Consider the following 25,506-nt stretch of genomic DNA (forward strand, 5'->3'; position numbering starts at 1 on the left):
TCAGCTCGGGTCCGTCGGCTGCAGGCCGAGCGCCGCTTTTGCGCCAGGATACGTGGCGCCGAACCGTCGGGCTTCGCCCGGCGTAGGTGTGCGCCCGCGCGCGACATAAGGAAAGTAGCGCTTGAGGCCGTTGAGCGGCTTCTCGAACAGCACCCAGGAGAGCGAGGCGACAATCAGCGTGGCGGCGCCCGCGACCAGGAACCGGCCCGGTCCCTGTTCCGAGACGTTGAGCGGGATCCATGGCTGCGCCTTGACGGCATAGGCCAGAAGGATCGGGTGATAGAGATAGACGCCGTAGCTGATGCGGCCGAGGAAAAGCAGCGGCGGCAGTTCGGCCAGCCTGCCCAGCCTGCCGCCAAGGCCGGTGGAGCAGGCGGCGACCATCGCCGCCAGCGGCGCCAGCGGCAGCACCTGCACCAGCAGCCAGCGCGGCCACTCCCACGTCGAGTCCGCCGGCCCCGGATCCGACCAGACGACGAGCAGGAAGATCGCTGCCAGGGCCGGCCAGCCGAGCCGCAACCATCGCGGCAACTCGGCGCCCCTGGCGCGGCGCGCGGCAAGCAGGGCGCCGCAGCCAAGCGCGTCCATCGAGGCCGGCGGCAACAGGTCGCGCGCGAGCGCCGGGTCGGCGGCGATCGGCCAGTAGAAGCGGTAGGCGAGCGAGAAGGCGATGACGCCGATGGTGATCGCCTCGATGCGCTTGCGCGGGGCCAGAAGCACGATCAGCGGCCAGGCGAGATAGAACTGCTCCTCGATGCTGAGGCTCCAGAAATGGCAAAGCAGCCAGGGGTTCCAGTCGTTGCGCAGCGCGTACCAGAAATTCGAGAGGTAGAGCGCATGCCAGGCGAGCGACGATCTGGATTGTTCCAGGTCGGTCAGCCAGACGAGCCCCAGTACCGCGAAATAGGGCGGGAATATGCGGATCACGCGCCGGGCATAGAAGGAACGCAGCGCCGGTCCGGCCTCGAATTGGCCGGCGTCGCGCGCGTCCAGCAAGAGCCGGGTGATCAGGAAGCCGGAGAGCACGAAGAACAGCCTGACCCCGAGATGGCCGAGGAAGGACGAGCCGCCGGGCGCGAGGAAATGCGCGTAGAGCACCAGTGTCACCGCAACGGCCCGCAGCGTGTCCAACTGGATGTCGCGCGCGTTCGCCATCAGCAGCGTCCGCCAGGTCTGTCGCGATACGCGGCGATAGATGTGCAAACGTCGCTGCTTGTCGACGAATTTCCCTTCAGGCCGAAGGCACAATCCTTGCCGGCCAGCGAAATGCCCGTCCGGGTCACTATAATGGCAGCCTCCACCAGGCATGCCCCCAGCCCACGATTGTCGCGGTCGATGTTGCAGCGCAATACAAAATGCTTACGGCCCTGAAATAAGATGTGATGCAGGAAGGCGGAGGAATAGTTGCCGCTTAAAAATATTCGCGGGCCATCCAATGGTCCTATGTAATCATGGGCAGTTGGTCGGAGTTTTGAGAAGTATTTATCGCTAAGGATGTTGGGACATCGTGTCAGCAACCATAACGGGTGTATTAGGAGTATTGAAAGAAGGGCCCGATCGTGGCACTTCATTCTTCAATCGAGCTTCAAAAAAGCCCCTTGAATTTCAAGGCCTTGTGCGGTGCGGCAAGCCTGCTGGCAGGTGGCAGCCTCCTTGTCCCACCATCCGCCTCCTGCTGCCTCACGACAGCGTCGCCGCCAGGGCTTATCTCCGCATCCGACCAAAAGGGCAGGGGATGGAGAGGAAGTGACGTCGACGCCGATTGCAAAACCACAGCCGCTGCTGGGCGCCTTGCCCGTCCTCGGCCTGCTTGGCGCCATCCTTTCGGTGCAGGTTGGCGCCGCCTTCGCCAAGGGTCTGTTTCCGGTTCTCGGCGCACAGGGCACGACGATGCTCAGGCTCGCCATCGGCGCGCTGATGCTGGCGGCGGTGCTCAGGCCATGGAAGGTGCTGCCGACACGAAGGGGGCTGCCCTGGCTTGCTGCCTATGGCGTCACCGTCTCGGTCATGAACCTGCTCTTCTATGCCGCGCTCGAGCGCATTCCGCTGGGCATCTGCGTGGCGCTCGAATTCACCGGTCCGCTTTTCGTCGCCACGCTTGGCTCCAGGCGCCTCCTCGACCTTGTCTGGGTGGCGCTGGCGGTCGCCGGCATCGTGCTGCTCTCGCCGTTTGCCGATGTCAACTATGGGGCCGATATCAGCCGTGGGCTCGATCCGGCGGGCGTGCTGCTTGCGCTTGCCGCGGGCGGTTGCTGGGGGCTCTATATCATCTTCGCGCAGAAGGCCGGCGCCGAGCTTGGCGCCCGCACCTCGGCCTATGGCATGGCGATCGCCGCGCTGGTCGCGCTGCCTTTCGGCTTCACAGCCGCGGAGCCTTATCTCGCCGACCCGCATGTCATGGCGGCCGCGGTCGTCGTCGGCCTGTTCTCCAGCGCGCTGCCCTTCTGGCTGGAGATGATGGTGCTCGCCAGAATGCCGGCGAAAGTCTATGGCATGATCGTCTGCCTGGAGCCCGCGGGCGGCGCGCTGACCGGTTTTCTCTTCCTGCATGAGCGCCTGAGCGCCTTGCAATGCGCCGGTATCGCTGCCGTGATCGCCGCCGCCCTCGGCGCGGCCGTGACGGCGAGAGCGCCGGTCCCGTCGCCCAATTAAAGGCTCGATGCATGCCGCCGAAGCAAGGACTTACAGCGCGCCGCTTCGATCCGTATCGCGCCTTATTCACGTAAGAAAAAAGCTGTGCGCGCAGCCGCGCCCGACCACATCTGATGGTTGAGATAAGACTTAGGTCCGATATTTTCGCTAAAAGGTCTGAGAAAACAAGACAAGGGTCGTGGGCCACTTCCCCGCGACGCGCTGATTGGGGATGCTGATGCTGCGACATTGCCGGTGGGGTAGTTCGGCCGAAGGGTTGGATGGCTGGCAAGGGGAGAATGGGATGCGCGTATCGCGCAGGGGCTGCAGGCTTGTCTTGCGGGCGCTGACTGCGCTGGCGCTTGTTATCGCGCCTTTTCATCTCTCCGTCGAAGGATTTGTCGCGACCAAGGCCTATGCCGGCAAGGGCGGCAACGGCGGCGGGAACGGCGGCGGCGGAAATAGTGGCGGCGGAAACAGCGGCGGCGGGAATAGCGGAAACGGGAACGGCAACAGCGGCGGAAACAACGGAAATAGCAATTCTGGGGGCAACAGCAACAGTGGCGGAAACAGCGGCAACAGCAAGGGCGCAAAGAACAGCGCCGCCGATGCCGCCGATCACGTGAATGCTCTGACCGGCGACAAGGTTGAGATCGGCGCCAATAGCATCCACGTCACGCACCGGAACGGAATGAAGGAGACGGTTGAGAACGGCAGGTTCAGGATGGAGGACAAGTTTGGTCGCACCATCGTCGAGCGCAAGGCCACAATGGCCGATCTCAATCGCCTGAAGAGTTTGTGAGAGCAGAGTTTGTGAGAGCGAGGTTCTATCTGGGTTAGATCTTTAAGGGACCAAAGGTCAGCGCTGCAAAATCAGGTTGCCACCTTTTGCTTCGTCTCTTCGGTCCTGATCGTCTTACGACAGAACTCCCGCTGCTCACTTTACCCCCGCCTTTTGGCGGGGGTACTTTTTTGGGCCCTTGGGATGGCTGCCGGTAAGGCGGGCTCTTGGCGCATGGCCCCGCAGGTCGGGGAAAATCCATGCACAAATCAAAGCGTTACGGCACTTTTTGCGTCCAAGGCGGGCGCGTGCGCCATAGCATGCCGCGGTTCGTTGAGTGTCCGCGTGGGTTCTCGCAAGCCACAGTCATAATGAATTGCTGGCCAATTTCCAAGGGATTTGGTTAACGCAACGGCAGTCGCGGCTTCGAGCTGTTTCTTCCGCAGGTTGCGACAATGGTCCCCAAACGACCGCAAAAAGGTCCGATCGGGCATCGCATGGGTCGTGGGCCGCTTCCGTAGCCTTACCAAACCGTGAATCTTTCCTGGGCAAGACACCGGTTCCGCCTTGGCCAGGCTGAGGGCGGAACTTCGGCAGGGCCGAGGCGGAACCGGCGTGAACCAAGGACAGCATGCGCGAACCCGCCCCCCAACGGTTTGTCCGCCTTGCGCTGCGCGCCACGGCCGCGCTGGCGTTTGCTGTCGCGACTTGCCATTTCACGCCCGACAGCGTTGCTAAGCTCCTGGTGGCCACCGCTTACGCCGCCAACGGTAATGGCGGCGGCAACGGCGGCGGCAATGGCGGCAACAGCGGTGGCAATTCAGGCAACAGCAATGCCGGTGGCGGCAATGCCAATGCCGGTCCGGGAAACAACAGCGGCAAAGGCAACACCAACCCCGGCAGCAAAGCCGCCAGCCATGTCAATGCGACCGGCGACACCGTCGAGATCGACGGCAACAAGATCACCGTCATCCACCGCAACGGCATGAAGGAAGAGATCGAGAACGGGCGCTTCGAGATGACGGATGCGCAAGGCCGCACCATCGTCGAGCGCTGGGCGACACAGGAGGATCTGGCCCGCCTGCTAGGCTTGTGAGGGTTGAGAGAAGCTACCCCCTTTTCCCGCACCCTCGCATGTCACCCCCGTCTTCCGGAGGCGGGGTTGGGGATGGTGAATAGTGAATGGTGAATAGTGAGGTAGTGGTTGGTGAGTAGAAGCTAAGGTCACGGCGCCGCAGTCTCACCATTCACCATTCACCATTCACTATATTCACTATTCACTACGCACTAATTCCTCTCCCTCGCCTCATGCATCAGCAGCGCCGCCTCCGTCCGGTTGCGCACGTTGAGCTTGGCGAGCACTCGGGTCATGTGGTGCTTGACCGTCTTTTCCTGCAGCGACAGCCGGGCGGCGACTTCCTTGTTGCTCAGGCCTTCTGCCACCAGCCTCAGGATCTCGGCCTCGCGGCCGGTGAGCTGGCTGAGCGGGTCGGGCTTGCGGTTGGTGGGCTGCAAGAGGTCCGACAACAGCCGGGCCGAGAGCGTCGGCGACACGTAGCTCTGGCCGTTGGCGACGTCGCGCAGGATCTCGGCCAGCGACTTGGAGCCGACGCCTTTCAGCACATAGCCGCGCGCGCCCGCCTTCAGCGCCTGGGCGACGTCGGCATTGGTCTCGGACACGGTGAGCATGACGATCTTCTGTCCAGGCGCCGCCGAAAGGATGGCGGTCAGCGCATTGAGGCCGCCGCCCGGCATGCTGATGTCGAGCAGCAGCACGTCGGGCGCGCTGGCGCGGACCAGCCTTTCGGCGTCCTCGGCGCTGGCGCCTTCGCCCACAAGCTCGAAGCCGCCGATCTCGCCGAGGCTGCGCGCCACGCCCTCGCGAAACAGCGGATGATCGTCGACAATAGCGATGCGGATTCTTTCGGTCACGGCTGCTCCTCGACAGACAATGTGATTACCAGTCTCGTTCCCCCAGGGCCTGAAAGCGTCTCGAATTGCCCGCCAATGCTTTCGATACGCTCCCTGAGGCCGGCAAGCCCGAGGCCTTCGCTCCGTGCGGGGTCGAAGCCCGGACCGGTATCCTGCACCTCGACCAAAAGCTTGCCGCCCTTCATCGTGGCTCTCACCTGCTGGCCCTTGCCCTTGCCGTGCCGATAGGCGTTGTTCAGCCCTTCCTGCACGAAACGATAGATGCTGATCTTCTCCGAGGTGCCGAGTTCCGGCAAGCGCTCCGGCAGCGTCAGCAACACTTTGGTGTCGGTGCGGCGCTCATGCTCGGCGACCGCCAGCCGCAATATGTCGGCCACCGCCTGCGCCTCGATCTGCGGCAGCACGAGGCCGTTGCAGATGCCGCGTATCTCGCGCATCGCTTCGCCGAGCGTCTTGTGGATGCCGGCGATCTCCGCTTCGCGCTCCGGTTTCGGCGTGGCGGGGTCGACCAGAACCGGACTGTCCATCCTGAGCGCGGCAAGCGCCACCAGTTGCGCCGGGCCGTCATGCAGGTCGGCGCCGATGCGCCTCAGATAGCGTTCGTTGATGGCGGTGGCGCGACGCGAGGCGCGCTGCACGCGCTGGCGCAGCGATGAGTTCTGTGCCAGCGCCGCCTGCAACTCCCTGACCTTGGCTTCCAGCGCGGCACGCTGTGTCTGGATGGTGCGGCTGCCGCGAAACACGATGCCTGACAAAAGCGCCAGCGAGGCCGCCGTGGCGCTGGCCACCACCAGCCAGGTCCATCTCAGCGCCGAATTCAGCGTCTCCTGGAAATCGTCGGCGATCTCGTAGAATTCCGACACCGCCACCACTTCGCCCGACCAGGGCTCGCGCACGGGGTTGTAGATCTCGAACAGCGGCGCGTTCACTGCTTTCTCTTCGTCAGTCTCGGGGTCGTCGGCGAGATTGTTGTATTCGGCCACGACATTGCCGGCGAAGGCCGAGATCAGATTGGGGTTGGGGGGAAACGCCTTGCCGATCAGCGCCGAGTCGTCGGCGTAGAGCACGGTGCCGTCGCGCCGCCACAGCTTGAACGACACCAGCCTCTTGCCGAGGGCGCCCTGGCCGAGCGTTTCGTCCAGCGCCTGCTTGACCGCGTCGTCGAGCTCGCGGCTCTTGCGCAGGTCCGGCAGCAGCGGCGCGATCACGCTGTCGACATAGAGCGCTGTCGTGGTGGCGGAGTTGTGCATCACCCCTTCGCGGATCTGCGACGTCACCCATAGCCCAACCACGAGCATTACCGCCAATAGACCTATGCCACCGGCAATCACAAACTGCCAGGCCAGCGACAGCCCGCTCCAGATTTGCAAAAGTCGCTTCAAAGTCTCCCTAGGCATACGCGCGATTCACCCCACCACGAACAGAGACTATAGGCCAGCCGCGGCGATTGCGACACCGACCTTGGTCCGGGCTCCGGGGGAAGGTTAATGGAGCGGCTGTTGGGCCGGCTGGTCTGTTTATTGAGGATCTGCTAATGTTAGAACGGCTGTGAGTTCGCTGGTGTCGCGCGGCCATGGCATCGGCTGGCGTCGAGGGGACGGCATGCGGATCGCAATGATGGGTGCGGGAGGCATCGGCGGTTATGTCGGGGCCAGGCTCGCCGAGGCGGGAGGCGACGTCAGCTTCATTGCTCGCGGCGCGCACCTGGAAGCCATGCGCCGGGACGGCCTGCGAATTCGCAGCGACACCGGCAACATCTTCCTGCCCACCGTGTCCGCAAGCGCTGCTCCGGCCGACATCGGTCCAGTCGATCTCGTGATCTTCGCCGTCAAGCTCTACGATGGCGAGAAGGCCGCCGCGGCGCTCGGACCGCTGATTGCCAGGAAGACCCGTGTCGTGACGCTGCAAAACGGCATCGATGGCATCGAGGTTCTCCGTCGCCATGTTCGCGGCGACAAGGTGATCGGCGGCGCCACCTACCTTTCCGGCTTCATCGAAAGACCCGGAGAGGTCCTCCATGCGGGTGGGCTGCCGCACATTCTCGTCGGCGGTCATCGCGATCCTCTCATCCGCGCGCTTCAGGCGCTTTGCGATCGAGCCGTCGGGCTCGAACTGAAGCCGGTTGCCGACATCGACAGCGTGCTTTGGGAGAAGTTCGTGACGCTTGCGGCCTTCTCCGGCGCAACGTCGCTCATGCGCTCAGGCATTGGTTCAATCCTCGACGATCCCGAGGCCCGGATTTTCGTCGAGCAATTGCGGGACGAGGGGATGGCGGTTGCCGCGGCGGCCGGTCATCCGATGGCGGAAGGGTTCGAGGACCGCGTCATCACGAGGTGGACCGCGTTACCTCCACATGTGAAATCATCGATGGCCAACGACCTTGAAAGAGGCAGGCCCATCGAGGTCGCCTGGCTCTCCGGGCGCATGCATGAACTGGGCATGAGGTTCTCCATTGCGACCCCTGGCCACACGGCGGTGTTCCGCGCCTTGCATCTCCATGCGGCGGGCACCGCCGCTTAGCGTTGTTCCATTGAGGCTCCGTGGGAGGACATCATGGCAAATGCGTCGACTGAAAGCATGCCGGTGACGACGGATAATGGGGTTGCCGGCTCGCAGGACATGTTCAACAGGGAGCTTGAAACCTACCGCAGGATAGTCGGTGCGAACCTGATGTTCCATCAGGACGTCTATCACCTTCTTCGCGACTTGCTTATTGAGCAAGCACCCGCGTCATTCCGGTTCCTCGATGTGGCGTGCGGAGATGCCAGTGCCTGCGCCGCGATGCTGAGGACAATGGAGATAGGCAACTATGTCGGTATCGACTTGTCGGCGGCATCGCTGCGGTTGGCGGCTCAGGAACTGGTTGCCCTTCCTTGTCCCGTCGAACTCCGCTGCTGCGATTTCGCGCAAGCGATGGCGAAATGGTCTGAACCGGTCGATGTGATCTGGATCGGCATGTCGCTGCACCATCTGCCGACGGCGGCCAAGGCAAAGGTGATGCGCAACGCCCACAGGGCCTTGGGAGGTATGGGCCTGTTCGTCATCTGGGAACCGGCGTTGTTCGAGGCAGAGGATCGCGCCGCCTGGCTCGCGCGCTTCTCCTTGCTGCGCGACAAATGGTCGGCCGTTTCCGACGAGGAATTCGCATCGATGGAAAGGCATATGCTTCTGGCCGATTTCCCCGAAACTTCGCAGACATGGCTGCGCTTAGGGCGGGATGCCGGCTTTTCGCATGCGGAGGACATTTTCATGATGCCCAATAAAATGGGCAGGGTGTTCCGCTACTGGAACTAGTCGCTGCGTTGGGGCGGCCATGCATCCAAGTTGAACCAGCGGCTGGAGTGAAAGACGTCTAACAGGGCGAGGCGCTCCGGTGCTGACGATCCTGAAAGGCGGGCTGTCGGGCGGTTTGGCCCTCGCGCTCGATCATCTCGGCCGTCAATGGCTATTTCAGAGAGGGTCATCCGCCAGGCGGAAAAAACACGACCATATCGGGCAGCGCGTTACGGCATTCGGTGGAACGCAAAGCGGGGCGACCGCGTTTTGTGTCGCTATGTCGAGGAGTTCTCACCCTCATAAGGCCGAAAGGCCGGCCCCGGCCTCTCTTGCCGAGGCGGAGCGCCGGGCGCGCGCCGAAAAGAACGCCAGGCTAAGGAACCTTCGCACGCATACGTCGTGGCTGGTGCTCGATCCCGACGCGCTTTTCCGCGACGAGATCGACTGCTCGGCGCTGTTTGGTGAAGTCCCCATGCGAAAGGTCGCCCGCCAGGGGTAGGAGCGACCTCACGCCGTCTGAAGCTGTCCGACTGAATCCGCGCGCGATATCGCGGACAGTCGCGCAACGGCCAATGGCGCCATGAGCATGAAAACCGCCGTGATGCAGAGGAAGATCGACCAAGCCAGATCGATCCCGCCGTGGTCATAGCAGACTGCAAGTCCCATGACGCCTTACCCTTTTTATACCCCCGCTGCGCATCAGGTTGCCACGCATTGAGCTAAGCATGATCCTCATTTGCAAGAAATACAAGAGATCGCTAATTTGCCTGCGCCGGAAAACCCGCGCGACAATTCGGTCAACTGCAACAAGCCTTGCCGCTCGCGGGCGCAGAGCACGACGCGCCGGCCGCCTTCTGGTCTTCCAGCCAGCGGTCGCGTGGCTTGCAGCTCGCCGGCCGCGGCGACAGTTCGACCTCGACGGTGCCGCCAACCAGTGCCGGCTGCGTTGCCCGGTGAAGCTCCATCGGCCGGATGCCGTCGCTGACCTCGAAGGTCAGCCTGGCGGCCGGATCGAGAGCCACGTGGTAGGCAACTTTGCGGATGATGGCAGCGAACCTGCCGGCCGGCATGTGCACCGGCCCGCCTTCGTCGACGTCCCATAGCTGCACAAAAATTTCCGACCAGGATTCCGGATTGGCGCCGCAATCGAGCGCCGAGAACTGCCCGGCCTTGACCTCGGTCACGTGGTAGCCCGGCTTTACCGGCCGGCCATCATAGCGAAACACCAGCGGCTTGTCCTTGTGGGCGGCAAGCGCATCGAGCAGATCGCCGATGCTAAGATCCGACGGGTCCATAGGAAGGGCGGGGGCGATTTTTGGGTTGTCAAGCGTGAGCATGTCGGTTATTCCTCATTTCGATATTTCAAGGATTATTGAAACATGGACGAACGTCAAGCCCTGATCGCATTCGGCGCGCTGTCGCAGGAAACCCGGCTGCGGCTGTTGAGGCTGCTGGTAATGGCCGGGCCGGCCGGCATCGCCGCCGGTTCGCTCGCCGAACAGGTCGCCGTCTCGCCTTCCAATGTCAGCTTCCATCTCAAGGAACTGGAGCGCGCCGGCCTGGTCAGCACGCGCCGGGACGCGCGCTCGATCGTCTACAGCGCCGAATATGACGCGCTTTCCGGCCTGATCCGGTTCCTGATGGAGGATTGCTGCTCGGGCCGCCCGGAAATCTGCGCGCCGGCGCTTGCCGCGCCCTGCTGCCAGCCGGGCGAGGGGGCCAGGCAGTGATCTCCTACGATCTGCCGCGACGGGCCGTCGCCGAGGCCCTGGGTACCGGCCTGCTGGTGGCAACGGTGGTCGGTTCCGGCATCATGGCGCAGACGCTGACGCATGACACGGCGCTGGCGCTGCTCGGCAACACGCTCGCGACCGGCGCCATGCTGGTGGTGTTGATCACCATCCTCGGGCCGATCTCCGGCGCGCATTTCAATCCGGCCGTTTCGCTCGTGTTCTGCTTGAACCGGTCGCTCCCGGCCCGCGATCTGCCGGCCTATCTTGCCGCGCAGTTCGCCGGCGCCATCGCCGGCACCATCGGCGCGCATCTCATGTTCGCCCTGCCGGTTCTGGAGATCGCGACGAAGCTGCGCGCCGGACCGGCGCAATGGTTCTCCGAAGTTGTCGCGACATTCGGCCTGGTCGCCGTCATTCTCGCCGGCCTCCGCTTCGAGCGACGGGCAGTGCCGTGGCTGGTCGGCCTCTTCATCACCGCCGCCTACTGGTTCACCGCTTCCACGTCCTTCGCCAATCCGGCCGTCGCCGTGGCGCGTTCGCTCACCGACAGCTTTTCCGGCATCAGGCCGGCCGATCTGCCGGGCTTCATCGTCGCCGAGCTGCTCGGCGCGTTGATCGCGTTGGCGCTGATGGGCTGGCTGCTGCGGCCCGAAACCATCGAGCAACCCCAGACACTGAAAGCCAAGCCATGACGGTCACGATCTATCACAATCCCGCTTGCGGCACCTCACGCAACACGCTCGCCATGATCCGCGCCAGCGGCGAGGATCCGGTGGTGATCGAATATTTGAAGACGCCGCCGGGCCGCGAACGGCTGCTGGAGCTGATCGCGGCGATGGGCATCACCCCGCGCGGGCTGCTGCGCGAGAAGGGAACGCCTTATGCCGAGCTTGGCCTTGCCGATCCGAAATGGAGCGACGACGAGCTGATCGATTTCATGCTCGCCCATCCGATCCTCATCAACCGGCCGATCGTCGAGACATCCAAGGGCACAAGGCTCTGCCGGCCTTCGGAGGCGGTGCTGCCGCTGCTCGACAATCCGGTGCGCGAGTTCGTCAAGGAGGATGGCGAGAAGGTCGCCTACGCGCCGGGGAAAGCCTGATTGGAAGGCGCGGCACCCGGCGCCCGCAATCGCCACGTCCTCGTGTCGGCGCTTGGCATCACCCAGATCCTCGCCTGGGGGTCGTCCTACTATCTGCCCGCTGTGCTCGCCGCGCCGATCGCCGCCGACACGGGCTGGTCGCTGGCCTCGGTCGTTGCCGGGCTTTCCTGCGGGCTTCTGCTTGCCGGGCTGGTGTCGCCCGTCACCGGGCGGCTGATCCAGCGTCACGGCGGCCGGCCGGTGCTTGCCGCGAGTTCCCTGCTGCTGGCCGCCGCGCACGCGCTGATGGCGGGAGCAACCGCCTATCCGCTTTACCTGCTTGCCTGGCTACTTATGGGATTGGGCATGTCGAGCGGCCTCTACGATGCCGGCTTCGCCACGCTCGGCCGCCTCTATGGGCAGGGCGCGCGCGGCGCGATCACTAACCTGACGCTTTTCGGCGGCTTCGCCAGCACGGTCTGCTGGCCGCTCAGCGCCTTCCTCGTCGAGCATGAAGGATGGCGCATCGCGTGCCTTTGCTACGCCGCGATCCATCTTTTGATCTGCCTGCCGCTTCACCTTTGGGTGATACCGCCGCCTCCACCGGTCTCAATGCCGGCACCGGCAACAGCCGGATGGAAGCAGGCGTCGACCACGGGCCGGGCGAGGACCCGCTTCATTCTGCTTGCCTCCATCCAGACGCTGGCGGCACTGATCGCCTCGATGCTCTCCGTGCATCTGCTCACCTTGCTGCAGTTTCGCGGGGTGGGTTTGGCGGCCGCGGTCGCCCTTGGCACCCTGGTCGGCTCGTCGCAGGTCGGCGCGCGGGTGGCCGAAATGCTGATCGGCCGCAACCGGCATCATCCGATCTGGACGATGCTGACATCGGTGTCGCTGCTCGCGGCCGGGGTCTGGTTGCTGCTCGCGAGCCAGACCCTCACGGCTCTGGCATTGATCCTCTACGGAGCCGGCAACGGCATCCACACCATCGCCCGCGGCGCCCTGCCGCTCGTCCTGTTCGACCCGCAGCGATACGCCGCGCTCATGGGCAAGCTCGCGACGCCGAGCCTCATTGTCCAGGCGGCGGCTCCCTCGATCGGGGCGCTGCTCCTGGGCGTGGGCGGCGGAAACCTCGTTCTGACGACGCTCGCGCTCGCCGCGACTGTCAATCTTGGGCTCTGCGCTTGTCTCTTTGCGGCTGTGCGTCGATGATCTTTAGACCTCCCAACGTCGTCATCCGCTTCGCTCCTTGCTTCGCCTCAGGATGATGATCGTGAGGAGCGTTCAGGCTAATCGCCAAGGCATGCGATCCGCCAACGCAAGCACTATCCGATCCGTCAAGATTTTTCGCGCTGGGGAACCCTAGGCGCAGTCCTTCAGCTCGACCACTTCGACGCCGAGGCGGAAGGCCTGGCCGTCGGCGTAGGAGCGCGCATATTGCTCGGCTTCGAAGGGGAAGGTCAGCGTGGTGCCGTAGGCGGTGACGCGCACCGTCCACTTCTGGCCCTTGACGAGTTCGACGCCGTGAAGCTTCGCCGTCACCATCTCACCCTCCTCCAGTCCGGCATGCTCGCGACGCTACCCTAACGTCACGGAAATCATTTGAGTACAAATAATCCGACCGAATTATGTCGCTGCCACGTCGATTCCGACATTCGGCCCCGCACTTCCGTGAAATGGATCACGTTCGGCCCTGCTGGAACCCCGAACGGGTCCAGGGATTAGGCTTATGAAATCGCACAGGAGGTCGCCATGATCCGCAAGCTGAAGTCCGGCGAATACCGTCTCTATTCGCGCAAGGTGGACCCTAGGACTGGCAAGCGCCGGAACCTCGGCACCTTCAAGTCACGCGAGGCCGCCGAGAAGCACGAGCGCGAGGTTCAGTACTTCAAGCGACATTAGCGCGGTTCACCGTTTCGCGGAAACGGAGAAGGCGAAGTCGCCGAGCCTAACCGTTTCACACTGTCCTGGAATTGCTCCAGTCGCATCGGACCGGCTCGCGTCGCCGAAGCGCCTTGCACTATCCTACCCTGGGGGATAGGATAGCGGCATGACAATACACAACTCGCATCCCGACATCATCGCCCGGCTCAAGCGCGCGCACGGCCATCTGGCCGCCGTGCTCACCATGTTCGAGCAGGGCCGTTCTTGCCTGGACCTCGCGCAGCAGCTTCATGCCGTCGAAAGTGCCGTCGGCAACGCCAAGCACGAGCTGATCCACGATCATATGGAGCACTGCCTGGTCGAAGGCGGCGAGCCGACCAGGGACACGCTCAAGGAGCTGAAGCAGCTCACCAAATATCTGTGAGGCAGCGATGTGGGCAAGGATTCTGGACTGGTTCGGGTTCGGGGCACATGGTCGTGACCATGGCGGGCACGGCCATGATCACCACGGTCCGCACGGCCACACCCATGGCGTAATCGACGCCACGATCGCGACGACCGATCGCGGCATCTGGGCGATCAAATGGTCGTTCGTCATCCTGGCGGTCACCGCTGCCTTGCAGGTCGCCGTCGTCGTGTTTTCAGGCAGCGTGGCGCTGCTTGCCGACACCATCCACAACATTGCCGATGCGACCACCGCCATACCGCTTTGGATCGCCTTCGTGCTGGCGCGCCGCAGGCCGACCCGGACCTTCACCTACGGCCTCGGCCGGGTCGAGGACCTCGCCGGCATCGTCATCGTTCTCATCATCCTGGCGAGCGCGATTGTCGCCGGATATGAGGCGATCGACCGCCTGCTCAATCCGCAGCCGGTGCGGTTCCTCGGCTGGCTTGCCGCTGCCGGCGTCATCGGCTTTCTCGGCAATGAGGTGGTGGCGGTGTTTCGCATTCGCGTCGGCCGGCAGATCAACAGCGCAGCGCTGATCGCCGACGGCTATCATGCCCGCACCGACGGGCTCACCAGCCTCGCCGTGGTTGCCGGCGCGGTTGGCGTCTGGCTCGGCTTCCCCCTTGCGGACCCGATCATCGGCCTTATCATCACCACCGCCATCTTCGGCATCGTCTGGCAATCGGCTCGGTCGGTGCTGACCCGCATGCTGGACGGGGTGGAGCCCGGCCTCGTAGACGAAATCCATCACGCGGCCGGACATGTCGTGGGCATCGACAAGGTGGTCGAGGCGAAGGCCCGCTGGCTCGGCCACAAGCTGCAGGTCGACGTGGCGATTGCGGTCAATGACGGTCTGCTGCTCGCCGCCGCGAACAACATCGCCACATCTCTGAAAGCCGAGTTGTTTGCCCACATCCCGGCGCTCGATGTCGCCACGGTCCGCTTTGCCGAGCCGGAGGCCGAAGGCAGCCACCATCACGCGCCGGATCCATTCCTGGTGTCGGCCAAGCTGGCAAGCGGGTTGTTGGAGATCGTCGACACGCCGCAGGGCGAGCGCATGCGTTTGCGGCTCTCGCGCCACGCCGAGGGCCTGCAGGCGAATGTCGCCATCGAGCGGCCCGGCGGAGAGTTGGAACGGCTAACCTTGTCGCCGGTCGGCGGCGACCATCACTACCTGCAGAGCCCCGTTGCCCCGACTGAGCCGCACGAGTTCCGCGCCAGGCTGCAACTCGCGGCCGGCGACGACAGCGAGGATCTGTCCTTCGCCATGGCCGAGCCGCAAGGCCACCACCACTGATAGCCGGCCTGCCGCCCAATGCTTTCCGACCTTGCCGCTTTCGGTGGGCTCTTCCTAACGGCTTTCGCCGCCGCGACCGTCCTGCCGCTGCAGTCGGAAGCTGTCCTTGCCGGCCTGTTGCTGGCGGGGGGCCAGTCGCCGGTCGCTCTGGTTCTGGTCGCGACCTCGGGAAATGTGCTCGGCTCGCTGGTCAACTGGCTGCTCGGCCGCGGCATCGACCGCTTTCGCGATAGCAAATGGTTTCCAGCGAACCCCGCAGCACTCGACCGCGCCGCGGCCCGCTATCGCCGCTTTGGCAGATGGAGCCTGCTGTTGAGCTGGGTGCCCGTCATCGGCGATCCGCTGACGGTCGCGGCGGGCGTTTTGCGCGAACCGCTCTGGAGTTTTCTCGCCATCGTCACGGTCGCCAAGGCCGGCCGATATCTGGTGCTGGCAGCAGCCACACTCGGCCTCTAGCCTTCATCAATCGGGGCCTGTCGCGCGCCGATGCCCTGTCCCGCCATCTTCTGGAACAGTTCGTCGACCTGCGCCGGCGAAAGCTTCGTGTCGGTGGAGAGCCACCAGCCAAGCACGGCAAGAAACGCGCCGGAGATGAACTGGACGGCGAATTCGGCAGACACGCCGGTTTCGCCGATCCGCTTTCCGCCAAGCTCGGCGCGAACGGAACGCTGGATACGCTCGCGCATTTGGTCATGGATGGTGTCGCCGCTGCTCGCAAGCAGCGCGTGATGAAGCGAACGGAACGCCTGCGCGTGCTCGAACATCGGCAGGCTGAACTCGAACAGGCGGCTTCCCGTCCGCTCATCCTTCGACAGGCGCTCGCGGCTCAGCGAGCGCAGATGTGCTTCGAGCGTCGCGCTGCGCAGGGCGTCCTTGTCGGTGTAGTGGGTGTAGAAGGTCGACCGGCCGACATTCGCCTTGCGGCAAATGTCGTCGACCGTGATCGCCGCATAGCCGCGCTCCGGGATCAGGGCGATGATGGCATCCTGGAGCAGGGCGCGCGTCCGCGCGACGCGGCGGTCGATCGTGCCTGTGTCGTCGGCCCGCTCGATTTTCATGGTCATGAACCCTCCGGGTGCCCGGTTCTGGACAGTCCACGCCTTGCCGTCCGGCAACGCCAATTCCGGACATCATGTCCAGTATGATACGCCGCGTCCAGAATCTCAACAGGTGTTTGAGCACCTCGCAACGGAGCGGAACGACACTGAGCATGCACTCATCCGATCATCATGCCGGCAACAGAGCGCATTCCCGCAAGGGCATCATCGTGCTGGTCCTGTTCGCCAAGCTCGCGCTGGTCGCGGGCCTCGTGGTGCTGGCTAATCTGGGCATGGGCTACGTCGAGGCCGGCGCTTGGACGGCCGTGATCCATGGCCTCGTCCTTGCTGTGGTCGTGGTCGCGGTTCTGTGGGGCGGCTTGCGTCACAAGGGGCTTGTCGGCGGTGGCGCGCATGGCGCCGCCCAAAAGGGCATCGGCATCGTTCTGCACCGGGCGCTGGGCTATGACCTTCTGGTGCGCGCGCTGACCTTTGGTCGCGAGGGCCGTTTCCGCGAATTGATGCTGCGCCTGGCAAAGCTGCAGCCCAGCGAAGCGGTGCTCGATGTCGCCTGCGGAACGGGAACGCTCGCCATTGCCGCGAAACGGCAGGTGGGTGCCGACGGACGCGTCGCGGGCGTCGATGCGTCGGCCGAAATGATCGAGCGGGCGCGCCCCAAGGCAGGACGCGCCGGCCTCGACCTCGACTTCTTCAACGGTACGGCGCAGGCACTTCCCTTCGGCGATGCGCAGTTCGATATCGTGATCGGCACGCTGATGCTGCATCATCTGTCGAAGCCCGTTCGCTCGGAATTTGTGCGCGAAGCCGAACGCGTGCTGAAGCCGGGAGGCCGGCTGCTGCTCATCGATTTCGGCAGGCCCGGGCGCAGATCGAGCTGGCTGCCAAGACTTCACCGGCACGGCCATATCGACATGCACGCGATCGCGGCGCTGCTGGGCGAGTGCGGGTTCAAGGTCGACGACACCGGCGCGGTCGGAACCAAGAACCTGAACTATATCCGCGCGACGACCAGCAAGGGCCGGCCAGCCTGAGCAAGGCGGCTGCCACCGCGCTCGCGGATGGCATGCGGCGTGCTCGGCCATATTGATCGCCGGCAACGGCAAGCAGATCGTCCATTTGACGTCCGCCGCCATTGCGGGCACATCTGAAGCCATCACTGCAAGTTCCATCGTCGACGACTGACGGTTCCGCTCACCGTCCCATTTTAGCCGGTTTGGGCTGCCACAGGTCCGGACACCGACATCAGAAGGAAGGGGCAGGCGCATATGCGGCTGAGCGGTCTCGTTGCACGCGCGACGATGTTGCTGGCATCGGCCGTTCCCGCTGGCGCGCACCCGCACGTCTTTGCAGCGATTGCTCAGAACCAGAAGAGATTGACGGAAGCCTTCTTCACCGATCCGTCCGGAACCGATCTCGGCACGATTTTCGCGACGCGACTTGAATTGACCTGTGCCTGATGCAACCGCTGTTTCAGACGCTGGTCGAATTCCAGCGCACGATCTACCTGGCACTCGGAGATCAGATTAAATTGCTGTCCAGCGGCGGTGATTGGCTTGGGTTCATGGCATTCCTGCCGATGGGCGTCGTCTTTGGCGCCGCCCACGCGCTCACACCAGGTCACAGCAAGGCTGTGTTGGCCACCTATCTTGCCGGTTCGGAGGCCAAGGTCGCACGTGGCCTGTTGGTCTCGATCACGCTTTCCGTCACCCATGTCACTATTGCGGTGATCATCGCCGCGCTGTCTCTGCCTCTGGTCTCGATCGCGCTTGGCAGCGTCGGTCGGGCACCGCTGCTTGAGCATGTCAGCCGAGGACTGCTCGGGCTGATCGGCCTGTGGATGATCTGGCGGGCACTCAGCCACGGCCACCATCACAAGCATGAAGGCGAAGCGGTTGGCTTCATGGCCGGCCTGATCCCATGCCCGTTGACGCTTTTCGCCATGACCTTCGCGATGTCGAGGGGAGTTCCTGTGGCGGGCCTTCTCTTTGCTGTGACGATGATGACCGGCGTGGCGCTGACCCTTTCCACGGTGGCGGTCTTGTCGATCCTGTTCCGCGAACGGCTGGTGAGGGTCTTTGAAAGCCGGCCGCGCCTGTTCGCCGCTATTTCCCGCGGCATCGAGGGCGTCGCAGGAATGACGCTTGCCGGCGTCGCCGTCTGGCAAATCACGGCAGCTTGAATGCTGCGTTCACCGCAGCGGAAGTCGGAGCCGCTGTCGCAGCAACAGATTCTTGGGAGATAGCGGACATCGTTGCGGGTGTCCGGAAATGAGACCCGGCCGGCGCGTCGTAATTAGAAATCGCTAACGGAACGGAAACGCCTCGGCGCTATGGTGGTGCGTCGGGCGAGGGAGCTCGCCGAGGAATTCCGGGACGAATGCACTATGGCCACCTTTCCCCACGTCGAGCGCCGTCTTCATTCACGAGAATTCGTGCTGAAGGAGGCCACGATCGTCACCGGCGACGCCAGCATCCGGTGCTCCATTCGTAACCAGCACGAGCATGGCGCCGAGCTGCGCGTCGGTTCGCAGGTGGAACTGCCGGACCGCTTCACGCTCATTGTTCCCGACGACGACGCCGTCTATCGCGCCGTGGTGCGCTGGCGGCGCAACGAGCGCGTCGGTGTGCAGGTCTTCAGCAATTCGATGAAGGGCTGACGGCGCGACGCCCACCTGCTGTCGGCCCGGTCGCATGGATCGCGGCATCGCCTCAGAGATAGCGGCGCACGCTTGTCTTGTAGGTGCGGTAAGGCTCGCCGAACTTGCGCTCCAGATAGGCCTCCTCGCGCAGCACCACGCCGGAATGCAGGATGAGGAAGGTCGGGATGAGCACGAGGATGCTCCACCAGGTATCGAACATGAGCCCGATCCCGAGCAGGAGACCCAGCAGGCCGAGATAGAGCGGGTTGCGGGTGAAGCCGAACGGGCCGCCGGTGATGATCGCCAGCGTCGGCTTTGTCGGGTCGATATTGGTGCCCCCGCGCTGCATCGTCATGCGTCCCCAGGCTATGATGGCGATCGCAAGGGCCGCAAGCACGATGCCCAGCACCATGGTCAGCGGTCTGCCGCCGATCGCGAGCGGCCAGACATAGCGCAGCGCCAGCATCAGGATCAGCACCACAAGGAACAGCAGCGGCGGGAACACCGCGACGCCGGGATTGTCCTTTTCGTCGTTCATGGCCATTTCCGCCAGTCGAGCCAGGCGCCATTGACGTAACTATGCATCCGCGCCGCGCCGCAATCGGCGCCTGACCGGGGGCAGGCTTTAGAGCGGGTCGGCAAGGAAACCGCCGCCGCTTTCCAGCTCATCGCCTCTGGCGCCTCGCAGCTATCCCCGTTTCCGCGCCTGGATGCTCCGCGCCGCCTGCTCGATCGCGGCGCGGTCGTTGCCCAGTCGGTCGAGCAGTTCCTGCGCCTCCCCGCTGCTGATCCCGGTGCGCATCGCAAGCGCCTCGACGGTCAGCACATCCGAGCTGGCGACCTCGCGCGTTTCGGGCAACGCATCGTCCGCCGTGAGCGGCAAGGCCGCCTCGCGATCGATTTCCATCTCGGCCTGATGCCAGTGCCGCTCGTGGTCACCGTGGATGCTGCCTTCGCGCTGCCAGATCTCGTAGGCGCGCTGCCTGATCTTCTCGATCCGATCGTCCATTGTGGTTTCCTCCTTGCGTGTCACTCAACGCAGGGCAGGGCAGAACGATCCGCGGTATTGCGAAGTGATGGTCGCCGTCGGCGCCTGATCGCCGGCTACATCCGTGGCCTCTCGTTGCCGGGATCGTAGGGCGAATCCGCGATCACCTCGGCGACCTTCCATTCCCCCAGGATCGCAACGTCGAGCTTCGAGCCGGGCTTGCTCAGAGGCTCGGGCAACAGCGCCAGCGCGACGTCATGCCCGAGCGTGTAGGCGTATCCGCCGGACGTTATGCGCCCGACCAGCTCGCCGTCGACATACATGCCCTCGGAGGCAAGCGTGCTCGCGCCGTCTGTCTCGACCTTGAGCGTCACCGACCGGCGCTGGTCGTTGCGCTGCTTGTATTTCAGCACCGCGTCGCGCCCGACGAAATCGCCCTTGTCCAGGCGGATGAAGCGCTCGAGCCCGCTCTCCAGCGCATTGAGCTCCGGGTTCATGTCGCGGTACATGGCGCGATAGGATTTCTCCAGCCTGAGCGACTCCAGCGCATGCAGCCCGACAAGCCGCATGCCGTGCTTTTCGCCTTGCTTCAGGAGCGCATCCAGCAATTGCCGTTGGTAGGCGAAGGGATGGTAGAGTTCCCAGCCAAGCTCGCCTTCGTAGTTGACACGCAGCAGCCGCACGTCGCTGGCCAAGGCGACGCCGCCGGTCTTCACGCTGAACCATGGGAAGCTCTCGTTCGAAAGGTCGATCTCGGTCAGCGGCTGCAGCACTTCGCGTGCCTTAGGGCCGACGACGGTGAAACAGCCGCGATTGTTGGTGACGTTCTTCAGGCTGACGCTACCGTCGGCGGGAAGCAGTTTCGAGAGATCGTCGAGATTCCAGCGCTCCGCGCGCGGCGTCGAGATGAGGTAGAAACTGTCCTCCGTGAGGCGGGCCACCATATATTCCGCCTGCACGCCGCCGGCTGCCGTCAAATGATGCGCCAGCGTTACCTTGCCGGTCGCCGGCAGGCGGTTGGCGAGGATCCTGTCGAGCCATGCGGCCGCGTTTGGCCCCGACACCTCGAACTTGGTCATCGGCGTCATCTCGATCAGGCCGACTGCGTTGCGCACCGCCTGGACTTCCTCGGCGACGAAAGTCCCCTTGGCGGTCCAGCGCCAGCTGTACTGGTCCTTGGCCTCGACGCCCTTCGGCGCGAACCAGTTGGGCATCTCCCAACCGTTGAGCTCGCCCCAGACGGCGCCGAGCTCGGTCAGCCTGTCATAGGATGGGGCAGTCTTCTGCGGGCGGGCGGCGGGCATGTCCTGCCCCGGATATTTCTGCTCCGCATGCGTGCCCCAGGCCTCGCGGACTTTCTCGCGCGTCCAGGTCTTGTTGGCATAGTCACCGAAGCGGCGCGGATCGAGATCGGAAGTGTCCAGGCTGTTGCCGCCTTCGACGATCCGCTCCGACAGGTAATAGCCGATCGTCCCGCCCCACAAGATGCCGCCGGGCACGCCCTCGGCCAGCCAGACATTGGGCAGGCCCCAGGCCGGCCCCATCAAGGGCAGCTCGTCCGCCGTCATCTGGAATGGCCCGCGTACATTGGCCTTGATTCCGGCGCGTCCGAGCGCCGGCACGAGCTGTATGGCCTGCTCCCAATTCCACGACACCGCCTCGAAATCCTCTTCGAGGAGGTCGGCGCCGAACCAGGCGGGAACGCCGTCTTCGGCGAACAGATTCAGGTTCGCGGTGCGCTCGTAGGGCCCGAACATCAGGCCGTCGCCTTCTTCGCGGAGATAACCTTCAAAACCTTCGTCGCGCAGGATCGGCATTTCGGGCCGTCCCTGTTTTTTCCGCTCCACGACTTCCGGCACGGCTTCGGTGATCCAGTACTGGTGCAGGATCGGGATCGCCGGGATTTCGAGGCCAAGCAGCGCGCCGGTCTGGCGCGCGTAATTGCCGGTGGCGCAGATCACGTGCTCGCAGGTGATGTCGCCCTGGTTCGTCTCAACAAGCCACTCGCCGCTGGGCGTCCGCTTGAAGCCGGTGACCTCAGTGTTGAGGTGAACCTTGGCGCCCAGATCCCGCGCGCCTTTGGCCATGGCATGCGTCACATCGGCCGGCGCGATATGGCCATCATCGGGATGATAGAGAGCGCCCAGCGTGTGGTTGTTGTCGAGAAGCGGGCAGAGCTCGCTGGCCTCGGCCGGCGTCAGCAATTGCGCCCGCATGCCCTGGACATCGGCGACGCTCATATAGCTCTTGAATTCGTCGAGCCGGTCCCTGGAATTGGCGATGCGCAACTGGCCGCATTTGTGCCATCCGACCGGCTGCCCGGTCTCGGCCTCCAGCCCTTCATAGATCTCGATGGTCTTCTTGATCATGCGCCCGACATTGATGTTGCGGGCATAGGAGGGGATCAGGCCCGCGGCGTGCCAGGTCGAGCCGGCGGTGAGCTGGGTGCGCTCGAGTAGCGCGACGTCGGTCCAGCCGCGCTTTGCCAGGCCGTAGAGAATACCCGCGCCGACGCAGCCGCCGCCAACGATGACCACCCGCGCATGTGTCTGCATCGAACCACCAAATCCGGATCGTTTTCAAAGGAGCGCGACGAAGCTACAGGCGACGGAAGGCCGTGTAACGTTCTGAAAAACTAGGGGTCCTGATAAACTGGGCTTATGCAGCGGTCCCGCTTTGGCGGGCTCGCAAACTGGCGGTATTTCACTGCGCTTGCCCGTCCTGCGCGGTCTCGTCCTTGAAGGCGACTTTCGTGCCCGGCTTGACCATGGCGGCAAGGTCTTCGGCGTCCCAGTTGGTCAACCGGATGCAGCCATGCGAGAAGGTCGTGCCGATCTTGCCGGGATCGGGCGTGCCGTGGATGCCGTAGCTCTCGATCGAGAGGTCGATCCAGACAGAACCCACCGGATTGTTCGGCCCCTTAGCGATGGTGAAGGGGCGCTTGGTCCTGACGCCCTTGAAGGCGAATTTCGGATCGTAGTGATAGGTCGGGTTGTGGACCACGCGCTTGACCTCCGCCGATCCGCTCGGCGCCGGCTTTTCCTCGCTGCCGATCGAGGCGGGGTAGACCGCGAGCGGCTTGCCTGACGGGTCGAGGACGCGCACCTGGCGGGAGGCCTTGTCGACCTCGATGCTCGCGACGGCTGCGGGAGGATCGCCGCGGCCGACATCAGGCACCACCAGCGTGGTGCCGGCTTTCCTGAAACCGATTTTTGGATTGAGCATCCTCAGCACTTGTTCGCTGAGGTGGAAACGCTCCGCCAGCCTCTCCCGCGCGTTGCGGTAGCCAAGCCGCCTGAGATGCGCCATCCGCTCCAAGCGGGCCGGAATGCGCCTGGTGAAGGGGCCGCGCACATCCTTGGCCGTGACCTCGTAATTTGTCAGCATCGGGCCGGCGAAGCTTGCCGTGAGCTTGTCCCAGGTCTCGCGGGTGAGCTTGCCGTCGGAGGGCAGCCCGTTCGCCGCCTGGAAGGCCGCGACGGCTTTGGCAAAATTGTCGGAAAGGCGGCCATTGATCAGACCGGGGGAGAAGCGGGCGCGATCGAGAAGGATCTGCGCCTTGAGCAGCATCGGGCTGACGTCGTTGGGTTCGCCCTCTGTGAATTGCGCCTGATTGACCGCGTCGAGATCGATCGCCGCCTTCGCACCGCCGCAAGCGAGCGCGAGCGCCACCGCGACGACGAGAAGGAGCCTGACCATCGACATCACTCCGGGACCGCGACCTGTCTCTATGACGCGGGACAGCCGATCTGGTTCCTGTCGCGGGTTACCGTGTGAAGATCATCGTGAGTGTGCGCTTCCTCTCATATACGTTTGAATTTTAAACTAGAAACCAGTTCCCAAGAACGCGAATTGCTGGCATGATTATATAAGGGCCTATGCATATTCTGATTCCATGGCCCCCTGTCCTGGTGACCGGCGGCTCCCCAACGCCCCCCGCCCATGCCGTCGGTTACCCCATTCGGAACCCAAAACCCCCGCAGAGCCAGTCGGACGGCAGCCAGCTCACCGCATGAACGAGGCGGCGTCGGACGCCGCCTCAGTCGCATCAAGCATGATTCGGCTGGCCTTTTCCTGTTGCGGGCGCAATTGCTCCATCCTCGATAAGGAGGTCCTTGCTGCGGGCAAAGGCAACGAAGACACCTCTCGCTGTTTCTGCGTCGATGTCGCCGGCCAGCGCGGCCTTGCAGGCACGGATCGCCGCCTTCTGCTCGGGGCTGTTGCCACACCAGTCGACGACAAATTGATAGGCGTCTGCGACAGTGTTCAACTGACGCGGGAATTCCAGTCCGATCCAGACGCGGATCGGCCTTTCGAACGGTTCGGCAAGCATCGCGACGGCCTCGCTTCGCAACGCTCTACGCAACCATTCCGCCGCCGCGACGGCCTTTGCCGGTCATCCAGGGCAAGGCGACGCTCACGTCCTCGTGGATTTTGACCGACTTTGCGAAACCGCAAAACGCATCCCTGGCGGCCGTCAGCGGATAACTGCTGTCGAATGCTCGCTGGCAGGCACGCAGGGCCGTGTCATAGATGGTGCCACGTCTGTTCTTGGGCCATTCGTAGAGAAATTCCAGGGCGTCTTCGAGACACGCGATTTCCTGGACAAGGCCGTTCCCGCTCTTCACGAAAACAGGGCTGTCAAACATCCGATTGTTCATAAGATCCTCCAAGTCGAACGAACAATTTGAGTTTTGGCAGGGACCGGCAGCGGCCCGCGCCTGGCTGCGATATGGGTTTATGGGTTTTGGCCGTCAAGATTGGGGCGCGTGCGGGAGTGTCCCAACTGCTCCGACCGAGTGCCGCCAGGGCGGGATGGCCGCTGAACTCAGCCCGGCTCGATTTCCGAAAACAGCCAGTCGCGAAAAGCCTTGACCTTGCGCTGGCGGATCGCCTCGGGCGGGTAGACGAGGTAGAAGCTGGAGACGGCTTTCAACGCGTGGTCGAACGGCCGGACCAGCCGGCCGGTAGCGAGGTCGGCCGAAACGAGCATGGTGCGGCCCAGCACCACGCCTTCACCCTGCACGGCCGACTCCACCGCGAAGGTGGCGGAATCGAAAGAGAGCCCGCTGTTCGGGTCGATGCCTTCGACGCCGGCGCTGGCAAGCCAGGCCGCCCAGTCGATCCGGTAGCCGTCGCGGATCAGCGTGTGATGCTTGAGGTCCTCGGGCTTCTTGAGAGGATGCGGCCCCTCCAAGAGCTTCGGGCTGCAGACGGGGAAGACTTCCTCGCCGGTGAGAAATTCCGACGTCAGGCCATGATAGTGGCCGGCGCCGTAGCGGATGGCGACGTCGATGCCGTCGCCACGGAAATTGGTGAGCCTACCGGTGGTCGAGACGCGCACGTCGATATCGCCATGCGCGCGGTGGAAGCGGTAGAGCCTGGGCACCAGCCATTTTCCGGCAAACCCGTCGGACGTGCTGACATTCAAGGTTGAGCCCGAAAGACGCGACGTCGCCGTCTGGGTGGCGACCGAAAGCTGGTCGAGCGCCTCGCGCACCGCCCGCGCATAGGGCTCGCCGACAGGGGTGAGGCGCACCGAGCGCGTCGCGCGCTCGAAGAGCTGCACGCCGAGCCGGTCCTCGAGATGTTTTACCGCCCGGCTGATGGCGCCATGGGTGACGTTGAGCTCGTCCGCCGCCCGGGAGAAATTCAGATGCCGGGCGGCGGCCTCGAAGGCCGGCAATGCATTCAGTGGCGGCAGTCCGCGGGCCATGGCGAAAATCTATTTGTGAGTTCTGGTAACAAATACTTGCCAA

Annotated in this window: 31 protein-coding genes; 18 read left to right on the forward strand and 13 right to left on the reverse strand. The window is 64.0% G+C overall.

Annotation, left to right across the window (positions count from 1 at the left end):
- The gene (locus EH240_RS23530) at nt 1-1,155 is read right to left on the reverse strand and encodes an acyltransferase family protein (protein WP_125003071.1); all 1,155 of its coding nucleotides are present in this window, start codon (nt 1,153-1,155) and stop codon (nt 1-3) included.
- A 591-nt stretch (nt 1,156-1,746) separates the two neighbouring features.
- On the opposite strand from EH240_RS23530, the gene EH240_RS23535 reads away from it, so the two are divergent.
- From EH240_RS23535 to EH240_RS23545, 3 genes are all read left to right on the forward strand, one after another.
- Nucleotides 1,747-2,652 (forward strand): EamA family transporter, encoded by a 906-nt coding sequence (locus EH240_RS23535; protein WP_125003073.1) that lies wholly within the window; start codon nt 1,747-1,749, stop codon nt 2,650-2,652.
- A gap of 283 nt (nt 2,653-2,935) precedes the next feature.
- Nucleotides 2,936-3,433 (forward strand): hypothetical protein, encoded by a 498-nt coding sequence (locus tag EH240_RS23540; protein WP_125003075.1) that lies wholly within the window; start codon nt 2,936-2,938, stop codon nt 3,431-3,433.
- A 610-nt stretch (nt 3,434-4,043) separates the two neighbouring features.
- Nucleotides 4,044-4,508, forward strand: a complete 465-nt coding sequence (locus EH240_RS23545; RefSeq protein WP_125003077.1) for a hypothetical protein — start codon at nt 4,044-4,046, stop codon at nt 4,506-4,508.
- Between the two features lie 191 nt (nt 4,509-4,699).
- On the opposite strand, the gene EH240_RS23550 is transcribed toward EH240_RS23545, so the two are convergent.
- Together EH240_RS23550 and EH240_RS23555 are read right to left on the reverse strand one after the other, a co-directional pair.
- Complete coding sequence (locus EH240_RS23550; RefSeq protein WP_125003079.1) at nt 4,700-5,344, reverse strand: response regulator; 645 nt, start codon at nt 5,342-5,344, stop codon at nt 4,700-4,702.
- Nucleotides 5,341-6,741, reverse strand: a complete 1,401-nt coding sequence (locus EH240_RS23555; protein ID WP_125003081.1) for a sensor histidine kinase — start codon at nt 6,739-6,741, stop codon at nt 5,341-5,343. The genes EH240_RS23550 and EH240_RS23555 overlap by 4 nt, the downstream gene beginning before the upstream one ends.
- Nucleotides 6,742-6,946: 205 nt before the next feature.
- Between EH240_RS23555 and EH240_RS23560 the strand changes: the two genes are divergently transcribed.
- The 3 genes from EH240_RS23560 (at nt 6,947) to EH240_RS38110 (ending at nt 9,119) form a co-directional block, all read left to right on the forward strand.
- Complete coding sequence (locus EH240_RS23560; protein ID WP_245436320.1) at nt 6,947-7,864, forward strand: ketopantoate reductase family protein; 918 nt, start codon at nt 6,947-6,949, stop codon at nt 7,862-7,864.
- Nucleotides 7,865-7,921: 57 nt separating this feature from the next.
- Nucleotides 7,922-8,638, forward strand: coding sequence for a class I SAM-dependent methyltransferase (locus tag EH240_RS23565; protein ID WP_167484123.1), 717 nt, complete (start codon nt 7,922-7,924; stop codon nt 8,636-8,638).
- Nucleotides 8,639-8,717: 79 nt separating this feature from the next.
- Complete coding sequence (locus EH240_RS38110; protein WP_167484124.1) at nt 8,718-9,119, forward strand: hypothetical protein; 402 nt, start codon at nt 8,718-8,720, stop codon at nt 9,117-9,119.
- Nucleotides 9,120-9,417: 298 nt separating this feature from the next.
- On the opposite strand, the gene EH240_RS23575 is transcribed toward EH240_RS38110, so the two are convergent.
- A complete protein-coding gene (locus EH240_RS23575; protein ID WP_206075319.1) occupies nt 9,418-9,957 on the reverse strand; it encodes a DUF6428 family protein in 540 nt (179 codons plus the stop codon).
- 42 nt (nt 9,958-9,999) lie between these two features.
- Between EH240_RS23575 and EH240_RS23580 the strand changes: the two genes are divergently transcribed.
- The 4 genes from EH240_RS23580 to EH240_RS23595 are packed head-to-tail and all read left to right on the forward strand — an operon-like array spanning nt 10,000 to nt 12,646.
- Nucleotides 10,000-10,350 (forward strand): ArsR/SmtB family transcription factor, encoded by a 351-nt coding sequence (locus tag EH240_RS23580; protein WP_125003085.1) that lies wholly within the window; start codon nt 10,000-10,002, stop codon nt 10,348-10,350.
- Nucleotides 10,347-11,045 carry an aquaporin gene (locus EH240_RS23585; protein WP_125003087.1) on the forward strand — a complete coding sequence of 233 codons (699 nt, stop codon included), beginning with the start codon at nt 10,347-10,349 and terminating at the stop codon, nt 11,043-11,045. The genes EH240_RS23580 and EH240_RS23585 overlap by 4 nt, the downstream gene beginning before the upstream one ends.
- Nucleotides 11,042-11,455, forward strand: a complete 414-nt coding sequence (arsC, locus tag EH240_RS23590) for an arsenate reductase (glutaredoxin) (RefSeq protein ID WP_125003089.1) — start codon at nt 11,042-11,044, stop codon at nt 11,453-11,455. The genes EH240_RS23585 and arsC overlap by 4 nt, the downstream gene beginning before the upstream one ends.
- Nucleotides 11,456-12,646 (forward strand): MFS transporter, encoded by a 1,191-nt coding sequence (locus tag EH240_RS23595; protein WP_125003091.1) that lies wholly within the window; start codon nt 11,456-11,458, stop codon nt 12,644-12,646.
- 150 nt (nt 12,647-12,796) lie between these two features.
- On the opposite strand, the gene EH240_RS23600 is transcribed toward EH240_RS23595, so the two are convergent.
- The gene (locus tag EH240_RS23600) at nt 12,797-12,979 is read right to left on the reverse strand and encodes a hypothetical protein (RefSeq protein WP_210324999.1); all 183 of its coding nucleotides are present in this window, start codon (nt 12,977-12,979) and stop codon (nt 12,797-12,799) included.
- Between the two features lie 207 nt (nt 12,980-13,186).
- Here EH240_RS23600 and EH240_RS23605 point away from each other — a divergent pair, with 207 nt between their 5' ends.
- The 4 genes from EH240_RS23605 (at nt 13,187) to EH240_RS23620 (ending at nt 15,519) form a co-directional block, all read left to right on the forward strand.
- Nucleotides 13,187-13,336, forward strand: coding sequence for a hypothetical protein (locus tag EH240_RS23605; protein WP_095770090.1), 150 nt, complete (start codon nt 13,187-13,189; stop codon nt 13,334-13,336).
- 148 nt (nt 13,337-13,484) lie between these two features.
- The gene (locus EH240_RS23610; RefSeq protein ID WP_125003093.1) at nt 13,485-13,742 is read left to right on the forward strand and encodes a metal-sensing transcriptional repressor; all 258 of its coding nucleotides are present in this window, start codon (nt 13,485-13,487) and stop codon (nt 13,740-13,742) included.
- Nucleotides 13,743-13,749: 7 nt separating this feature from the next.
- Nucleotides 13,750-15,063: a cation diffusion facilitator family transporter gene (locus tag EH240_RS23615; RefSeq protein ID WP_125003095.1), complete on the forward strand. Its 1,314-nt coding sequence runs from the start codon at nt 13,750-13,752 to the stop codon at nt 15,061-15,063.
- Nucleotides 15,064-15,081: 18 nt separating this feature from the next.
- On the forward strand, nt 15,082-15,519 hold the full coding sequence (locus tag EH240_RS23620) for a YqaA family protein (protein ID WP_125003097.1): 438 nt from the start codon (nt 15,082-15,084) through the stop codon (nt 15,517-15,519).
- Here EH240_RS23620 and EH240_RS23625 read toward each other — a convergent pair.
- A complete protein-coding gene (locus EH240_RS23625) occupies nt 15,516-16,127 on the reverse strand; it encodes a TetR/AcrR family transcriptional regulator (RefSeq protein ID WP_167484125.1) in 612 nt (203 codons plus the stop codon). The genes EH240_RS23620 and EH240_RS23625 overlap by 4 nt on opposite strands.
- A gap of 146 nt (nt 16,128-16,273) precedes the next feature.
- On the opposite strand from EH240_RS23625, the gene EH240_RS23630 reads away from it, so the two are divergent.
- The 4 genes from EH240_RS23630 to EH240_RS23645 all read left to right on the forward strand — a co-directional run bounded on the left by EH240_RS23630 (nt 16,274) and on the right by EH240_RS23645 (nt 18,777).
- Entirely contained in the window at nt 16,274-17,152 is an 879-nt protein-coding gene (locus EH240_RS23630; protein ID WP_167484126.1) for a class I SAM-dependent methyltransferase, read from the forward strand.
- Between the two features lie 234 nt (nt 17,153-17,386).
- The gene (locus EH240_RS40145; RefSeq protein WP_425374826.1) at nt 17,387-17,578 is read left to right on the forward strand and encodes a hypothetical protein; all 192 of its coding nucleotides are present in this window, start codon (nt 17,387-17,389) and stop codon (nt 17,576-17,578) included.
- Entirely contained in the window at nt 17,578-18,300 is a 723-nt protein-coding gene (locus tag EH240_RS23640; RefSeq protein ID WP_167484127.1) for a HoxN/HupN/NixA family nickel/cobalt transporter, read from the forward strand. Before EH240_RS40145 ends, EH240_RS23640 begins: the two co-directional genes overlap by 1 nt.
- A gap of 204 nt (nt 18,301-18,504) precedes the next feature.
- Entirely contained in the window at nt 18,505-18,777 is a 273-nt protein-coding gene (locus tag EH240_RS23645) for a PilZ domain-containing protein (RefSeq protein ID WP_125003101.1), read from the forward strand.
- A gap of 52 nt (nt 18,778-18,829) precedes the next feature.
- On the opposite strand, the gene EH240_RS23650 is transcribed toward EH240_RS23645, so the two are convergent.
- The 7 genes from EH240_RS23650 to EH240_RS23680 form a co-directional block, all read right to left on the reverse strand.
- A complete protein-coding gene (locus EH240_RS23650; RefSeq protein ID WP_167484128.1) occupies nt 18,830-19,297 on the reverse strand; it encodes a methyltransferase family protein in 468 nt (155 codons plus the stop codon).
- 150 nt (nt 19,298-19,447) lie between these two features.
- Nucleotides 19,448-19,768, reverse strand: coding sequence for a DUF2934 domain-containing protein (locus tag EH240_RS23655; protein WP_125003105.1), 321 nt, complete (start codon nt 19,766-19,768; stop codon nt 19,448-19,450).
- Between the two features lie 95 nt (nt 19,769-19,863).
- Nucleotides 19,864-22,302 (reverse strand): GcvT family protein, encoded by a 2,439-nt coding sequence (locus EH240_RS23660; RefSeq protein ID WP_125003107.1) that lies wholly within the window; start codon nt 22,300-22,302, stop codon nt 19,864-19,866.
- Between the two features lie 148 nt (nt 22,303-22,450).
- The gene (locus EH240_RS23665; RefSeq protein ID WP_125003109.1) at nt 22,451-23,446 is read right to left on the reverse strand and encodes a L,D-transpeptidase; all 996 of its coding nucleotides are present in this window, start codon (nt 23,444-23,446) and stop codon (nt 22,451-22,453) included.
- A 349-nt stretch (nt 23,447-23,795) separates the two neighbouring features.
- Nucleotides 23,796-24,080 carry a DUF982 domain-containing protein gene (locus EH240_RS23670; RefSeq protein ID WP_125003110.1) on the reverse strand — a complete coding sequence of 95 codons (285 nt, stop codon included), beginning with the start codon at nt 24,078-24,080 and terminating at the stop codon, nt 23,796-23,798.
- 25 nt (nt 24,081-24,105) lie between these two features.
- Entirely contained in the window at nt 24,106-24,408 is a 303-nt protein-coding gene (locus tag EH240_RS23675) for a DUF982 domain-containing protein (RefSeq protein ID WP_125003112.1), read from the reverse strand.
- A gap of 167 nt (nt 24,409-24,575) precedes the next feature.
- Nucleotides 24,576-25,463: a transcriptional regulator GcvA gene (locus EH240_RS23680; RefSeq protein WP_125003114.1), complete on the reverse strand. Its 888-nt coding sequence runs from the start codon at nt 25,461-25,463 to the stop codon at nt 24,576-24,578.
- Between the last annotated feature and the right edge of the window lie 43 nt (nt 25,464-25,506).

This window comes from Mesorhizobium tamadayense (assembly GCF_003863365.1).
Classification (GTDB): Bacteria; Pseudomonadota; Alphaproteobacteria; order Rhizobiales; family Rhizobiaceae; genus Mesorhizobium; species Mesorhizobium tamadayense.

Excerpts from the sequence above, each read along its gene's own strand:
- EH240_RS23560 (WP_245436320.1), top strand. The coding sequence starts at position 6,947 with ATGCGGATCGCAATGATGGGTGCGGGAGGCATCGGCGGTTATGTCGGG.
- EH240_RS23575 (WP_206075319.1), bottom strand. The coding sequence starts at position 9,957 with ATGCTCACGCTTGACAACCCAAAAATCGCCCCCGCCCTTCCTATGGAC.
- EH240_RS23675 (WP_125003112.1), bottom strand. The coding sequence starts at position 24,408 with ATGAACAATCGGATGTTTGACAGCCCTGTTTTCGTGAAGAGCGGGAAC.
- EH240_RS23665 (WP_125003109.1), bottom strand. The coding sequence starts at position 23,446 with ATGGTCAGGCTCCTTCTCGTCGTCGCGGTGGCGCTCGCGCTCGCTTGC.
- EH240_RS23670 (WP_125003110.1), bottom strand. The coding sequence starts at position 24,080 with ATGCTTGCCGAACCGTTCGAAAGGCCGATCCGCGTCTGGATCGGACTG.
- EH240_RS23555 (WP_125003081.1), bottom strand. The coding sequence starts at position 6,741 with ATGCCTAGGGAGACTTTGAAGCGACTTTTGCAAATCTGGAGCGGGCTG.
- EH240_RS23625 (WP_167484125.1), bottom strand. The coding sequence starts at position 16,127 with ATGACCATGAAAATCGAGCGGGCCGACGACACAGGCACGATCGACCGC.
- arsC (WP_125003089.1), top strand. The coding sequence starts at position 11,042 with ATGACGGTCACGATCTATCACAATCCCGCTTGCGGCACCTCACGCAAC.
- EH240_RS23610 (WP_125003093.1), top strand. The coding sequence starts at position 13,485 with ATGACAATACACAACTCGCATCCCGACATCATCGCCCGGCTCAAGCGC.
- EH240_RS23655 (WP_125003105.1), bottom strand. The coding sequence starts at position 19,768 with ATGGACGATCGGATCGAGAAGATCAGGCAGCGCGCCTACGAGATCTGG.
- EH240_RS23650 (WP_167484128.1), bottom strand. The coding sequence starts at position 19,297 with ATGAACGACGAAAAGGACAATCCCGGCGTCGCGGTGTTCCCGCCGCTG.
- EH240_RS23680 (WP_125003114.1), bottom strand. The coding sequence starts at position 25,463 with ATGGCCCGCGGACTGCCGCCACTGAATGCATTGCCGGCCTTCGAGGCC.
- EH240_RS23645 (WP_125003101.1), top strand. The coding sequence starts at position 18,505 with ATGGCCACCTTTCCCCACGTCGAGCGCCGTCTTCATTCACGAGAATTC.
- EH240_RS23630 (WP_167484126.1), top strand. The coding sequence starts at position 16,274 with ATGCACTCATCCGATCATCATGCCGGCAACAGAGCGCATTCCCGCAAG.
- EH240_RS23615 (WP_125003095.1), top strand. The coding sequence starts at position 13,750 with ATGTGGGCAAGGATTCTGGACTGGTTCGGGTTCGGGGCACATGGTCGT.
- EH240_RS23600 (WP_210324999.1), bottom strand. The coding sequence starts at position 12,979 with ATGGTGACGGCGAAGCTTCACGGCGTCGAACTCGTCAAGGGCCAGAAG.
- EH240_RS23565 (WP_167484123.1), top strand. The coding sequence starts at position 7,922 with ATGCCGGTGACGACGGATAATGGGGTTGCCGGCTCGCAGGACATGTTC.
- EH240_RS23580 (WP_125003085.1), top strand. The coding sequence starts at position 10,000 with ATGGACGAACGTCAAGCCCTGATCGCATTCGGCGCGCTGTCGCAGGAA.
- EH240_RS23545 (WP_125003077.1), top strand. The coding sequence starts at position 4,044 with ATGCGCGAACCCGCCCCCCAACGGTTTGTCCGCCTTGCGCTGCGCGCC.
- EH240_RS23620 (WP_125003097.1), top strand. The coding sequence starts at position 15,082 with ATGCTTTCCGACCTTGCCGCTTTCGGTGGGCTCTTCCTAACGGCTTTC.
- EH240_RS23640 (WP_167484127.1), top strand. The coding sequence starts at position 17,578 with ATGCAACCGCTGTTTCAGACGCTGGTCGAATTCCAGCGCACGATCTAC.
- EH240_RS23530 (WP_125003071.1), bottom strand. The coding sequence starts at position 1,155 with ATGGCGAACGCGCGCGACATCCAGTTGGACACGCTGCGGGCCGTTGCG.
- EH240_RS40145 (WP_425374826.1), top strand. The coding sequence starts at position 17,387 with ATGCGGCTGAGCGGTCTCGTTGCACGCGCGACGATGTTGCTGGCATCG.
- EH240_RS23540 (WP_125003075.1), top strand. The coding sequence starts at position 2,936 with ATGCGCGTATCGCGCAGGGGCTGCAGGCTTGTCTTGCGGGCGCTGACT.
- EH240_RS23605 (WP_095770090.1), top strand. The coding sequence starts at position 13,187 with ATGATCCGCAAGCTGAAGTCCGGCGAATACCGTCTCTATTCGCGCAAG.
- EH240_RS23660 (WP_125003107.1), bottom strand. The coding sequence starts at position 22,302 with ATGCAGACACATGCGCGGGTGGTCATCGTTGGCGGCGGCTGCGTCGGC.